The sequence below is a fragment of the Pararhizobium gei genome (assembly GCF_029223885.1).
Classification (GTDB): Bacteria; Pseudomonadota; Alphaproteobacteria; order Rhizobiales; family Rhizobiaceae; genus Pararhizobium; species Pararhizobium gei.
The window spans coordinates 3692788-3706247 of record NZ_CP119409.1 but is presented as its reverse complement, the minus strand read 5'-3'; the positions used below and the strand labels follow the sequence as shown (position 1 = coordinate 3706247).

The window sequence follows — 13460 nt, the reverse complement described above, 5'->3', positions numbered from 1 at the left end:
CGATGGTTCCCATCCCTTCAAGGCGACGAATTTTACAAGTCTCCCTGTGTTATGGCAAGCTTGAGTGGCCCCGTTTGACCGGACAGATCCGCTCGGTTGATTTAGCCTGATGAATTGCCTCAAGCCTGTGCTTGAGCCTTTCTGTTTATGCCGACTATCCGGTTGAAATGGGTTCAGTTCACGTATCCGCAAGCGCATCGAGGAGGCGTTCGGCTGGATCAAGACTGTCGCAATGCAGGCGAGACGAAGCTCCGCGACCGCTGCAGATGGGCCTTCACCTTCAGCGGCTGCGTTGTCACGAGCGCGGCCTCAAACTGCCGCCTGAGTGGCCGCGGGCGGATCGTTGAGGCCGATCCGTGGGATCCGACTCACCTGATGGGAAAAGCAGTTCTCCTGCGTGGTAAATCAAAAGTTACTAAAATTTAAACAATTGCACATATGTTTGAGTCGAATTCAGGAGCGCACGCTGTTTACAGCGATGGTCGATAAACGACGAGCGCAAAGGGAGGCAATGATCTGGCCTCGACGACATTGATTTAAAGGAGGATCAGATGTTCGGCACTTCCAAGATTTCCCGCATGCAGTCCAACTCGATGAAGCTGATTACCGCAAATATCATGATTGCAGATGCCGATCTCAACATTCGGTATATGAATGATGCAGTCATGGAACTGCTCAAGGAGGCCGAGACCGATCTCAAGAAGGAACTGCCTCGTTTCGACTTCGCCAAACTCATTGGCAGCAATATCGACATCTTTCACAAAAATCCGTCGCATCAGCGCAACATGCTTGCCGCCCTCAAGACGCAGCATAAGGCAACGATCTGGGTCGGGCACCGCGCTTTCGATCTTATCGTAAACCCGCTGCGAGAGGGCAACAAGACGAGCGGGTTCGTCGTGGAATGGGCAGACGCGAAGGAGCGGCTCCAGAATCTGGACTTCCAGGGCCAGATGGTGGCGATCAGCCGCGTTCAGGGCATCATCGAATTCACGGTAGACGGTGATATCGTCACCGCAAACGACAATTTCCTCAAAACGCTGGGCTATCGCCTGGACGAGATCAAGGGGCGTAACCACAATATGCTGGTTGCCCAGGATTATGCCCAGTCGCCCGAATACAGGGAATTCTGGGCTGCACTGCGTCGCGGCGAGTTCCAGGCTGGCGAATTCACCCGCGTTGGCAAAAACGGCAAGATCGTCTCCATCAATGCATCCTATAATCCGATCCTTGACGTCAAAGGCAAAATCACGAAGGTGGTGAAATTCGCGACCGACGTGACGGCGCGCGTTCATGCGGTGAATACGATCGGCGCGGCCCTCACGCGGCTGTCACAAGGCGATCTGTCCTTCACCATTGACGAGGCTTTTGCCACAGATTTCGAAGGCCTGCGCCGGACGATGAATGATACACTGAGCCAAATGAGAAATACGCTCGGCGCAGTGTCCCAGTCGACCGGCCAGATCGATACGGGAACGCGTGAGATCAGCCAGAGCGCGGAAGATCTGTCCAAGCGGACGGAGCAGCAGGCCGCCTCACTGGAAGAGACTGCCGCGGCGCTTGACCAGATCACCGTGAATGTGACGAATGCTTCCAAGCGTGCCGACGAAGCACGGCATGCCGCAACCACTGCAAGCGAAAATGCCCAGCGGTCTGGAAAAGTCGTCGCTGACGCCGTCGGGGCGATGTCGCGGATCGAGACGTCGTCAAACCAAATTTCCAATATCATCGGTGTGATAGATGAAATTGCCTTTCAAACCAACCTTCTGGCTCTCAACGCCGGGGTAGAGGCGGCCCGTGCCGGCGATGCCGGCAAGGGATTTGCCGTCGTGGCGCAGGAGGTTCGCGAACTGGCCCAGCGCTCGGCTCAGGCCGCGAAGGAAATCAAGGAACTCATCCGCAACTCCTCGCACGAAGTGAGCACGGGGGTGAAGCTCGTCAGCGAAACGGGCGAGGCGCTTCGCACGATCCAGGAGAATATTGTTGCGGTCAACGAGCATATGGAGGCCATCACAAGTTCCGCCAGGGAGCAGGCGACCGGCCTTTCGGAGGTCAATTCCGCCGTCAACCAGATGGATCAGGTGACGCAGCAGAACGCTGCGATGGTGGAAGAGACGAATGCCGCCAGCGCGACGCTGGCCCAGGAGACCGCTCGTCTGCGCGAGTTGATAGACGGGTTTCAACTCGGCCTCGCTGCGGAGCGGACCGCTCCGCGTCACCTTGGTCTGGCGGCGTCAACGAGCAAACCGGTTGCCTCTCCGGCCCGCCGCATGATGGCAAAGGTGGCGGGCTCGCTTGGCTCCCGCGCTGCTTCGTCGGACGGATGGGACGAGTTTTAAACAACAAAACCCGCAAGACATTGTTTCAGGGATGGGCGGTACTTACCGCCCGTCGGCCCGTAGAGCGATGGCAAGTCGCGGGGGGCTTTGTTAAGGCGGGACTTTAAAGCCCCGGACAGATGGAGAGCACCGGCTCTGCACTGCAGCGTCCGGCTCAATGTATTTTGCCTGACGGAAACCTTGATACCCCTTTGTCCAAGACCGCAACGGAACGCCATAGCGGTCCTGCGGGAGCCCGAAGGCAAAGGAATGAAGGCCGCCGACATCGATGTGGGCAGCCTTCGATCTTCACTATGCAGCGGCGGCAGTTGCTTAAGCTGCTTTGGCCAGTTTCGTCGGGCGGGTTGCGGCGGCCTTCTCGACCATTGCGGTCACTTCTGCGCGGCGAGCACCCGACAACACCATGCGCGGCATGCGGACGCGCTCGGAGCCGCGGCCCATGATCTGCTCGGCAAGCTTGATGGTCTGCACCAGATCATGTTCGGCATCGAGGTGAAGAAGCGGCATGAACCAGCGGTAGATGCGGCGCGCCTCATTCCAGTCGCCCTTGTCGATGGCGGCGACGAGTTGGACCGATTCCTGCGGGAATGCGCTGGTCAGGCCGGAAACCCAGCCCTTCGCTCCCAGCATGATGCCCTCAAGTGCGACGTCGTCGAGGCCGGCGAAAATATCGAAGCGATCACCGAACTCGTTCAGGAGATCTGTAAACCGCCGGGTATCGGGCGCACTTTCCTTTACGGCCTTGATATTGGCGATGCCCTCAAGCTGGCGCAGGACGTCGTTGCCGATATTGACGCGATAGGCCGGGGGATTGTTGTAGAGCATAATCGGCAGCGCGGTTGCTTCGGCCACGGCCTTGAAATGAGCGACCAGTTCTTCGGGTTTCGGAACATAGACCATGGCCGGCAGGACCATCAGGCCATCGGCGCCCAGCTTTTCCGCATCTCTGGCATAGGCAACAGCACGGCGCGTGTCGAACTCCGAAACGCCGGTGATGACCGGAACGCGACCGGCAACGGCTTCGACGGCACCCTTGAGGATGGCGCGCTTCTCGTCCGGGTCGAGGGAATTGTTCTCGCCGCAGGTGCCCATGACGATAAGCCCGTGGACACCGTCATTGACCAGAGCGTCCTGCACGCGCCGGGTATTTTCGAAATCGATCGACAAGTCTTCCTTGAATTGAGTCGTTACCGCAGGGATAACACCGCGCCAGCCAGTGGTCATTGAAACCTCCATGAATTCGTTTCGATGATCAATATACAATTTGTCGACATTTGGCAAGCTATGTTGTTCGATGATCGATGACGTTTGCGCGAACGACCTCGGGTGCTCAGGAAAAACGCCCCGCGCGAAAAGCGGTCAGCGGAATGCCGGGCGTCCGGCCGGCGGCAAGGTCTGAAACCAAGGCACCTGTGGCGGCCGACTGCGTAAGTCCAAGATGACCATGGCCAAAGGCGTAGATGATATCCCGGCTTGCTGCGGAAGGACCGATGACCGGTAGAGAATCCGGCATGGACGGACGAAAGCCCATCCATTCGGTGCCGCCGCCGCTATTAAGGTCCGGAAGGAAACGCGCGGCCTTCGACAGCAGCGCCTTGGATCGTCTGTAGTTCGGTTCGAGTTCCAGCCCTGCAAACTCCACGGCGCCGCCGACCCGGATTCCCTGCGCAAGAGGCGTGACGACAAAGCCGTGATCGTTGAAATAGAGCTGCCGAGTAAGGGCGAAGGCTTGCTCCGGCAATGTGGTGTTGTAGCCGCGCTCCGTTTCCAGCGGAACCGTGTCGCCAAGCCGGGCGGCAAGCTTTTTCGACCAGGCCCCACCGGCAAGAACGACCGTACTGGCCTTCACTTTTGTCCCATCGGCCAGCGAAACGATCCCGCCACCGGAACTGACGGGTGCGATATCCACCACTTCGGCCATCCGGATGACGGCACCGCGGGCAACTGCCTGCGCGCAGACGGCTTTTGTGAACGCCTTCGGGTCGTTCACCTGCAATCCGGAACGTCCGTACATCGCGTGGCGAAACTGCGGCGCAAGGCCCGGCTGAAGCTCCTCGATTTCGGTGCGTCCGACAGGCGTGAACTCGAAACCGGCCTTTTCCTTTTCCAGCCAATCTCCGGCGGCGGCATTGAAGCTCGCCTCGCTGTCGTAGAGATCCAGCGTTCCGGTATTGTCGATAAAGGCAGACAGTTCGGGCACATCCCTGATGCGCTCCATTTCCTCCGCTGCCAGCCGCATCATCGCTGTCTGCGCCGCGACGCCCCGTGCGAATGACGCTTTTGCGCTGGCGCGCCAGAGTCGCCACAGCCAGGGTGCGATTTTCAGGCCATAGGCCGGGCGGATGCTCAGCGGCCCCAAGGGGTCCAGCAGCCATTTCGGCGCCTTGAGCAAAAGGCCCGGCGCGGCGATCGGAATGATCTCCGGGAAGGCAAGAATCCCGGCATTCCCGGCACTGGCGCCTGCGGCAACAGCGGTTCGCTCGAGCAGCAGCACCTGCCGCCCGTCTTTCTGCAGCCGATAGGCTGCCATGGCGCCGATGATCCCTGCGCCAACGATAACGACATCAGCCTTTGTGTTTGCCTGCATGGATGGTCTCGCTGGGTTTCGATCTGATTTCGGTGTGCGGGTCTCAGAGATTGCCGATCGACAGGGCGTTGTTCATGTCCCGTGCGACGTAGTCCTGGATCTGGCGAACGATCTGCGCGGCATGCGCACTCGCCAGCCGATCGGCCTCATCGACCTGGCCGGCTTCGATGGCCGCGATCATGTCTTCATGCTCCTGCACATATTGCAGCGGCAGGCGATCATCGAAGGTGGAATAGTACAGGCGCAGAATACGCCGGCCTTCGTCGAGAAGCCGGGAAAAGAAACCGGTGTAATAGGGATTACCGCCCAGTTCTGCGATTGCAACGTGAAATTCGCGGTTGGCTTCGATCATCGCATAGGCGTTCTGAGCATTTACCGCCGCCTCGAATTCCGCTTGGTGCTTGCGGATACGTGCCATGACCACCGCATCTTTTCGGGTGGCTGCAGCACGGGAGGTGACGCGATACATCAGCGTGAGTGAATCGAAATAGGGCGGCAGTGTCGCGAAATCGATCGTGGCGACAATCGTGTTGCGATTGGGCAGCGTTGTCACCAGCCCCTCGGAACCGAGCCGCAGCATCGCCTCCCGGATCGGTGTGCGCGACATGCCGAAACGCTCCGATAGCCGGACCTCATCTAGAGGACTGCCGGGCGCAAGCTCCATGGAGAGAATTTCCTGCCGCAAGGTTCCGTAAACCGTCTGGGTTCCGGACCCGCGCGATCGCGGCGGCTCGTTTTCAAGGGGGTGCGTTGTGGACATGATAGGGTATGCAATCCAGCTTGAGGAACTACCTGCATGCATAGTGTCGACAAAGGTTGGGTGCAAGAACAATGTGATGGAGGTGGATACTGTCCTTTGTCGCTCTGGCTGTGCCAGCGGTGAATAAATACAGGGGTTAGTGCGTCAGTACGGCATGATGCCAACGGAGATTGAAAATGCAAACGCCTGCACTGTGCCTTGCGATCGTTCTGATCGGGGTTAGCCCTGTCGCTGCCGAGCCCATCGAGAGCCAGAAGATCATCACGGCGCTGACCGGGGATTTCAACGGCGACGGCGGACAGGATCTTGTCATGATCGTCGAAACCGAGCCGACCGCCGATATGGACATGCATTTCTTCCTTCGCGACATGGAGCATGATTTCCTGAAGCCTGTCGATGTGGCTCGGGGCAAGATAACCGGTGAATGGAACGGCTATGACCGGCCGGGTTATGAGGCGTCCGATACCGAGCCGCAACTGGCGCTTTTGCCGGGTGGCGAGATAAAACTCTTCATTCCGGCGCCTCCGGTCGGCAGTGCGAGAACCGACCAGACGTTGACGCTCGCCTATCGGGAAAACCGGTTCGTGGTGTCAGGTTTCTCCTATGAATACCGCGATTTTCTGGACGAGACGGTGGGAAGCCAGTGTTCCTATAGCGTGCTGGAAGGCACAGGACGCAGCGCCAGGAAGAACGACGCCGGATCCATGGTGGACAAACCGGTCTCGGTGCCAGCAAAAACCATTCCTTTCCGGGAATGGGAAATCTCGACAGGGTTCGATGCTTGCGGTGGCTGATCCTTGCCTGAGACGACCGGCGACCGGCGCCGGGCATGCCATGAAACACAGACAAAGCCTTTTCTGCTATCGATGGGATCTGGTTTAAGACTATCGGAACCCGAGCATTTCAATATGGAGACCTTTCAATGCCGTTTATCAGCCGTCGCGTTTACCGCAACAGCCTGTCTGCTTTTGCTTTCGGAGCCGTTGCCTTGATCTCGAGTTCGACATTTGCGGGCGAAAAACCTTCGCTTTTCAAGATCATCACCATCAAAGACGAAGTCGTTGTGGGCCTCGCTCCCTCAGATGTCGACAAGCTGAAGGGCAGCGATGCCGAAGCCATCGGCAAAGCGCTGGCAGAAAACGGACAGGTGTCGCTTTGGCAGTTCGCCGTGCGCAAAGGCAAGGATGGCGAACTGGAACAGGCGCCGCTTCATCGCGTCAGCATTCTCAGCCAGGATTCCCTGCGCGTGGAGCCCTACGAGACCCCTCTCAGGATCCTGCCGGCAGAGTGATGCCGGCACGCGGACCCACTTGCTGCAGGCAAAACAGCCGGGAGTCGAAGGGCTGGTCCATTGATCTTGTCACCGGCTTGCTCGCGGCCTGGTTTTGTCTTTTTCCGGGTCCAGCTATTGCGGCCGATCCGCAGACCTTGTTCGTTTGCGGATCCGGGCCGGACGCGGCACCGACAAGCATGTTGAAATTGACCGGCATCTTGCAGGATAACGGCACCTGGACGGATCTGCAGTTCAGCGGTTTCGGACAGGGATTGGCACCGATGCATTTTCCGTCTCGGCCGGGCAGCGGCAAGGAGAACTTCTTCTTCTCGAATTCCGACGGGTCTGATGGCTACCTGGTCCATGTCCGGTTCACCGTCGCTGGCACAAGCTACCGGCTCTTCTCCCGCCAGATGCCTCCCGCCGGAGGGGACGATATGGGCGGCGGCGAAGCCGGCCTCGACATAATCGCGCCGGACGGCGGAACCCGTCGCGTCGTCTGTGACGGAAAGCCTGATCTTTTCATCGGCTACATCCATGAGGCAGTTGCCTGCGATCTGGAAAATCCTCTCGGGAAATCCGCCTGCGATTACCGGAATGTGCCGCAGCGTGCCGTGAGCGACGTTGCGCTGACGCGGCGGCCATAATGTTCGATATGATCGATTGACGTCTGTTTGCTGACAATGACGCGAGGAGCCGGGATCGCATGTCGCATTGGACAACGGCGGCGCGCCGCCGCTGTCCCGCACAGCAGATAGCCTATTTCTTCGGCTTTGCCCCGGAAAGCTTCGGCACTTCCTTGTTGGTGGTCGCAGCGAACGGTGTTGCTGCTTTCGCGGCAACCTTGTCCTTTTTCGGTTTCCTCGTTTCCTTGTTGCTCTTTGCTTGTCCCTTGGCCATGGTCCGCTCCTCTTGAAATCCACGAGCCGCGAAATGCGGCGCAAACCGGCGCAGACATCCGCAGTCGGTCCCAAGAATGGCCGATGCAGCGCCCGTAGACAATCGGAAAAGTGAGAACTTTGTTGAGCCCGGCGCAATGGCCCGCCGCACAGGGCCGTTCGCCAGCCAAACATGCTGCATGGCCTGTTCCTGCTAGCCGATGTCGCGAAACGGATGGACGAGCGTGGCGCTGTCGCGCTAGCTTCGACCATGTTTCCGGGCCGGGAGGGCCGGCCCGTTACTCGAGCCCCAGAGACCGATATCCGATGAAAAGCTACGTTCTGACCGTTTCCTGCACATCCACCCGCGGCATTGTGGCGGCGATCACCGGCTATCTTGCAGACGAAGGCTGTTACATCACGGACAGTTCGCAATTCGACGATCTGGAGACCGGGCTCTTCTTCATGCGGCTCACCTTCATCAGTCAGGAAGGGGCCTCGCTCGAAACGCTGACGGCCGGTTTCGAAGCGGTAAAAAACCGTTTCGGAATGGTCGCCGAAATCCGCGATTCCGAACATCGTATGAAGGTGCTTCTGATGGTCTCGCGTTTCGGTCACTGCCTCAACGACCTGCTCTATCGCTGGAAGATTGGCGCTCTCCCGATCGATATCGTCGGCGTCGTCTCCAATCATTTCGATTACCAGAAGGTCGTCGTCAATCACGATATCCCCTTCCATCATATCCCGGTCACCAAGGCCAACAAGGCGCAGGCCGAGGCCCGGATGATGGAGGTGGTGGAGCAGACCGGCACGGAACTGATTGTGCTCGCGCGCTACATGCAGATCCTCTCGGACGCGATCTGCCAGAAAATGTCCGGGCAGATCATCAATATTCACCATTCCTTCCTGCCGTCCTTCAAGGGGGCGAACCCCTATAAACAGGCCTATGAGCGGGGCGTGAAGCTGATCGGCGCGACAGCGCATTACGTTACCGCCGACCTCGACGAAGGTCCGATCATCGAGCAGGATATCGCCCGCATAACCCACGCGCAGTCGGGGGAAGACTATGTCTCGATCGGCCGCGACGTCGAAAGTCAGGTTCTGGCGCGGGCGGTGCACGCCCATATCCATCACCGCACCTTCATCAACGGCAATCGCACGGTCGTTTTCCCGGCAAGCCCAGGCTCATATGCATCGGAACGCATGGGCTAATCCTGCGTTCAGCCGATCCAGCCGTCCGTCCCGGTCTGCGCAACAGCCAGGATCCGCCTGCCGGATGGGACAATCCCTGAATGCGTTTCCATCGGTGATGTGCGCGCCATCCCGGGCAACCGGATTCGAAACTGAAGTTGGATTCGGGATTGGCTGCAATTGCATTTGCCTGAAATGCCGTATTGCACCATATGTGTGTCCCAATGGCCCCTTGGCCTGAAAACGCCCGCTTGGGCTGGAGACAGCATGACTGCATCGCACGCGGATACGTCGAAAGACACCTCGGACACCCGCAAGTTTCTTGTCCTTCTCCTTGGCTCCGTCGGCGTCGTCTATGGGGATATCGGCACCAGCCCGCTTTACGCGTTCCGCGAAGCGCTTCGGCCGTTTTCCCATGACGGCATTAGCGCTCAGGAGGTCGTCGGCCTCATTTCACTGATGGTCTGGACCCTGACCATCATCGTCACCTTCAAATACGTGCTTTTCCTTCTGCGAGCGGACAATGACGGCGAGGGGGGCACACTTTCCCTTCTGGCGCTGCTGATGAAGAAAACGGGAAGGTTCATGCCCGTCCTGTTTTTCGCGGGCATCATAGGCGCGGCTCTGTTCATCGGCGATGCCATGATCACGCCGGCCCTGTCCGTCATGTCGGCGCTCGAGGGCCTGAAGCTCGTCACGCCCGCATTGTCCGACTACGTGCTGCCGATGTCAGCCGCGATCATGGTTGGGCTTTTTCTCGTCCAGTCGAAGGGAACCGCCGCCGTATCCAATTTTTTCGGGCCAATCACGGTTGTCTGGTTCCTTGTGATGGCCTGGGGCGGTCTACTGCATATCGGCGACGATACGACGATCCTGCAGGCCTTAAACCCTGTTAATGCGCTGTGGTTCATCACCCATGCAGGCTTTGTCGGGCTCATCGTGCTTGGCGCGGTGTTTCTCACCGTGACAGGGGCGGAAGCCCTTTATGCGGATCTCGGCCATTTCGGGCGCAAGCCCATCCAGACCGCATGGTTCATTCTCGTCTTTCCGGCTCTCGCCTTGAACTATCTAGGACAGGGCGCCTTCGTGCTCGCCCATCCGGAAGCCGCCGACAACCCGTTCTATCTGATGTATCCCGACTGGGCGCTGCTGCCCGTGGTCATTCTTGCGACCATGGCGACGATCATCGCCAGCCAGGCGGTCATCACCGGCGCATTTTCGCTTGCCCGTCAGGCCGTGCATCTGGGCTTTCTGCCGCGGCTGCAGATCACGTTCACCTCGGAGACGAACACCGGGCAGATCTATGTTCCGGCCGTCAACATGCTGCTCTTCATCGGCGTCATTGTCCTCATCTTTGCCTTCGGCGACTCGGAATCGTTGGCGACCGCCTATGGCATCTCCGTCACCGGCGCGATGGTGGTGACGACGTTGATGTCGTTCCAGTTTCTGCGCTCCGTATGGGGCTGGTCGCCACTGGCCGCCGCTGCTGTGCTCGTTCCGCTGCTGCTGCTGGAGACGGTGTTCCTCGGGGCAAATCTTTTGAAAATTCACGATGGCGGCTGGGTGCCGGTCATGCTGGCGCTCGGCATCATGCTGATCATGTGGACCTGGACGCGCGGCTCCCGCCTGTTGAAGGAAAAGACCGCGCGGCACGACATTCCACTGGATCGTTTCATCCGGTCGATCGAAAAATCGACCCACGCGCCTGCCACGGTGCCGGGGACGGCGGTGTTTCTGACAAGCGTCGGCGACAAGACGCCTGCTGTTCTCCTGCACAATATCAAGCACAATCACGTGCTGCACGAGAAGAATGTCATCCTGACGGTGCGGACCTCGGAAAAGCCCTATGTTCCCCAGTCGGACCGCGTGACGATGACGCAGCTTTCGGACCGCTTTTCCAAGCTCGAACTCTGCTTCGGCTTCATGGACGAGCCGAATGTCTCCAAGGCTCTGGCGGTTTGCAAAAAGGCGGGCTTCAAGTTCGAGATCATGCAAACCTCGTTCTATCTTGGACGGCGCACGCTCATAGGCAACCCGAATTCCGGGCTCCCGTGGTGGCAGGACAATCTTTACATCGCACTCGCAGGCCTCGGGATTGATCCGTCAACCTACTTCAAGCTGCCCGCAAACCGCGTCGTGGAAATCGGCGAGCAGGTGTCCATCTAGCCGCCTTTCTTCCGTCGCGGAGCGTGGGCGATGTCTGATGGGGAGTAAGGCTCGTCTGTACACTGGCGGATGCGCAACGCTATAGTCTCTGAGACCAGAGAAAGCATGCCGCATGACCGAGACATTTTTCGCCGGCCTCACCCCTGTCCTGAAAGTCGATTTTCCCCATGCGGAGCGGCTGGGTCGCGGCAAAATCACGCTGCTTGAACATATTCGCGAAACCGGGTCGATTTCGGCGGCGGGCCGTGCGATGGGCATGTCCTACCGGCGGGCCTGGCTTCTGGTCAGCGCGCTCAACGCGATGTTCGTTGAAGACGCTGTTTCCTCGCAGCGTGGCGGGAAACTGGGCGGCGGCGCCGTCGTCACGCCGTTTGGCGAGGAACTGATCTTCCGGTTCCGCAGCATGGAGGCAAAGGTGAATACTGCGCTTGCCGATGAACTGGCGTGGCTGGAGAAAAACCGAAGTTTCCATGCGGGGCAGGGCGAGCCGGCTTTCAAGGCTCCAGAGCCACGCTCTTGACGATGGCGTAAACCGATCTGCCCGTTCCAAGACCCATCATGGCGAAGGATAACGATGTGATCCGGGAAATGATCGTTGTTCCCGCACAGTTCACATGAACATCGACCATGCCGTTAACGGGCTCACCGACGGCAAGAACAGTGCCGTCGAAAATGTTCAACGCACTCAGGCCTTCAGGCCTGCTTGTCGCGAGCATCACATCGCGGGCAGCGATTCTTAGCCTAACCGGCTTGCCGGCAGGAACCCGTATCTGCGGCCCTCGGATAAGGAGGGCACCAATGTGAACCGGCGTAATGTGATGCTCGTCGTCTCCTTCTCCGGCCATTCCCTCCAGCAGGACACCCGCTTCGCGCCGGCTGACGGCGGCAGAGGGGGCGCTGAGGACGAGGGCTGTATCCCCTGCGGCAACCACGCGGCCCTGGTCGAGCAGGATCGCCTTGTCCGCCAGTCGCGCGACTTCGCCGAGGGCATGGCTGACATAGAGGATCGGAAGGCCGGCCTCATCGCGCAGTCGCTCCAGATAGGGTAGAATATCGGCTTTCCTCTCGTCGTCGAGCGCCGCCAGCGGTTCATCCATGATCAGCAAGCGCGGACTGGACAGAAGTGCACGGCCGATCGCGATACGCTGCTTTTCGCCGCCGGAGAGGTTTGCGGGCGCTCGATCGAGAAGGGGTCCAACGTTGAGGAGATCCACGATGCGGGAGAAGTCCGGCATGGTTTTGCCGCTTTGCGAAAACCAGCGGCCGTAGAGAAGATTGCGCCGCACGCTCAAATGCGGAAACAAACGGGCTTCCTGAAACACATAGCCAAAGCGGCGCCGGTGTGGCGGCACGAAACTTCGGGTGGCACTGTCGGCAAGGATTTCGTCATCGAACGTGATCCGTCCGGCATCTGGCCGGAGCAGTCCGGCCACAAGATTGATCAGTGACGTCTTTCCCGAACCCGATCGTCCAAACAGGGCCGTCACACCGCGGCTCGCTGAAAAGGCGGCATGAAGGTCGAAACCGCCGATGCGGTGGCGTATATCGACATCAAGGCTCATGGCCGCTCCATCTTGCGCGCTGCGCGGTTTGCTATTGTCTCGGATATCATCAGCGCCGTCATGGAGATCGCGATGGAAATCAGCGTCAGGCGATAGGCGCCGGCATCGCCACCCGGCACCTGGGTGAAACTGTAGATCGCCGATGACAGCGTCTGGGTTTCTCCGGGAATGTTGGACACGAAGGTGATTGTCGCGCCGAATTCGCCCATGGCCTTGGCGAAGGCCAAAATCATGCCGGCGATGATGCCGGGAACGACGAGAGGCAATGTCACCGTCAGAAAGACCCAGGCTGGCGGCGCTCCGAGTGTCGAGGCGGCCTGTTCCAGGCGGCGATCTACGGCCTCGATCGAGAGCCGGATGCTGCGGACCATCAGTGGAAAGGCCATGATCGCGCAGGCCAGCGCGGCACCTGTCCAGCGAAAGGACAATGTGATGCCGGTATAGTCGGCAAGCGGTGCGCCGAGAACGCCGCGTTTTCCGAACAGGATGAGCAAAAGAAAACCCGTTACGACGGGAGGCAGCACCAGAGGCAGATGAACGATACCGTTGAGGACAGATTTTCCCCAGAAGCGGCCGCGCGCCAGAAGCATCGCGATTGCGATTGCAAAGGGCAGGCTGGCGAGCATGGCGACGCAGGATACGCGCAGGCTGAGCTTAACCGCCAACCATTCCGAATCGCTCAGTACCAGCCAATCCAAAGGTCACGC

Annotated in this window: 13 protein-coding genes and 1 pseudogene; 8 read left to right on the top strand and 6 right to left on the bottom strand. The window is 59.2% G+C overall.

Annotated features, from left to right (window positions below; all coding sequences use genetic code 11):
• Positions 1-175: 175 nt before the first annotated feature.
• Both PY308_RS18030 and PY308_RS18025 read left to right on the top strand, forming a co-directional pair.
• Positions 176-285, top strand: a pseudogene (locus PY308_RS18030) (IS5/IS1182 family transposase); the annotation flags it as partial.
• A gap of 266 nt (positions 286-551) precedes the next feature.
• Positions 552-2336: a methyl-accepting chemotaxis protein gene (locus PY308_RS18025; protein ID WP_275785309.1), complete on the top strand. Its 1785-nt coding sequence runs from the start codon at positions 552-554 to the stop codon at positions 2334-2336.
• Between the two features lie 312 nt (positions 2337-2648).
• On the opposite strand, the gene PY308_RS18020 is transcribed toward PY308_RS18025, so the two are convergent.
• The 3 genes from PY308_RS18020 to PY308_RS18010 all read right to left on the bottom strand — a co-directional run bounded on the left by PY308_RS18020 (position 2649) and on the right by PY308_RS18010 (position 5683).
• Positions 2649-3560, bottom strand: a complete 912-nt coding sequence (locus PY308_RS18020) for a dihydrodipicolinate synthase family protein (protein ID WP_275785306.1) — start codon at positions 3558-3560, stop codon at positions 2649-2651.
• Between the two features lie 106 nt (positions 3561-3666).
• Entirely contained in the window at positions 3667-4923 is a 1257-nt protein-coding gene (locus PY308_RS18015; RefSeq protein ID WP_275785304.1) for an NAD(P)/FAD-dependent oxidoreductase, read from the bottom strand.
• A gap of 43 nt (positions 4924-4966) precedes the next feature.
• Positions 4967-5683 carry a GntR family transcriptional regulator gene (locus tag PY308_RS18010; RefSeq protein ID WP_275785301.1) on the bottom strand — a complete coding sequence of 239 codons (717 nt, stop codon included), beginning with the start codon at positions 5681-5683 and terminating at the stop codon, positions 4967-4969.
• A 176-nt stretch (positions 5684-5859) separates the two neighbouring features.
• Between PY308_RS18010 and PY308_RS18005 the strand changes: the two genes are divergently transcribed.
• The 3 genes from PY308_RS18005 to PY308_RS17995 all read left to right on the top strand — a co-directional run bounded on the left by PY308_RS18005 (position 5860) and on the right by PY308_RS17995 (position 7603).
• Positions 5860-6477 carry a hypothetical protein gene (locus PY308_RS18005; RefSeq protein ID WP_275785299.1) on the top strand — a complete coding sequence of 206 codons (618 nt, stop codon included), beginning with the start codon at positions 5860-5862 and terminating at the stop codon, positions 6475-6477.
• A 128-nt stretch (positions 6478-6605) separates the two neighbouring features.
• Positions 6606-6974 carry a hypothetical protein gene (locus PY308_RS18000; protein ID WP_275785297.1) on the top strand — a complete coding sequence of 123 codons (369 nt, stop codon included), beginning with the start codon at positions 6606-6608 and terminating at the stop codon, positions 6972-6974.
• A gap of 179 nt (positions 6975-7153) precedes the next feature.
• Complete coding sequence (locus tag PY308_RS17995; RefSeq protein ID WP_275785295.1) at positions 7154-7603, top strand: hypothetical protein; 450 nt, start codon at positions 7154-7156, stop codon at positions 7601-7603.
• Between the two features lie 112 nt (positions 7604-7715).
• Here the strand turns inward: PY308_RS17995 and PY308_RS17990 are convergent, their stop codons facing one another.
• A complete protein-coding gene (locus PY308_RS17990) occupies positions 7716-7856 on the bottom strand; it encodes a hypothetical protein (protein ID WP_275785294.1) in 141 nt (46 codons plus the stop codon).
• 305 nt (positions 7857-8161) lie between these two features.
• On the opposite strand from PY308_RS17990, the gene purU reads away from it, so the two are divergent.
• The 3 genes from purU to PY308_RS17975 all read left to right on the top strand — a co-directional run bounded on the left by purU (position 8162) and on the right by PY308_RS17975 (position 11711).
• On the top strand, positions 8162-9046 hold the full coding sequence (gene purU / locus PY308_RS17985) for a formyltetrahydrofolate deformylase (RefSeq protein WP_275785293.1): 885 nt from the start codon (positions 8162-8164) through the stop codon (positions 9044-9046).
• A 246-nt stretch (positions 9047-9292) separates the two neighbouring features.
• The gene (locus tag PY308_RS17980; protein ID WP_275785291.1) at positions 9293-11191 is read left to right on the top strand and encodes a potassium transporter Kup; all 1899 of its coding nucleotides are present in this window, start codon (positions 9293-9295) and stop codon (positions 11189-11191) included.
• A 112-nt stretch (positions 11192-11303) separates the two neighbouring features.
• A complete protein-coding gene (locus tag PY308_RS17975; RefSeq protein WP_275785289.1) occupies positions 11304-11711 on the top strand; it encodes a winged helix-turn-helix domain-containing protein in 408 nt (135 codons plus the stop codon).
• Here PY308_RS17975 and modC read toward each other — a convergent pair.
• A complete protein-coding gene (gene modC, locus PY308_RS17970) occupies positions 11686-12753 on the bottom strand; it encodes a molybdenum ABC transporter ATP-binding protein (protein ID WP_275785288.1) in 1068 nt (355 codons plus the stop codon). The two genes, PY308_RS17975 and modC, sit on opposite strands and share 26 nt — an antisense overlap.
• On the bottom strand, positions 12750-13451 hold the full coding sequence (gene modB, locus PY308_RS17965) for a molybdate ABC transporter permease subunit (RefSeq protein WP_275785287.1): 702 nt from the start codon (positions 13449-13451) through the stop codon (positions 12750-12752). The genes modC and modB overlap by 4 nt, the downstream gene beginning before the upstream one ends.
• Between the last annotated feature and the right edge of the window lie 9 nt (positions 13452-13460).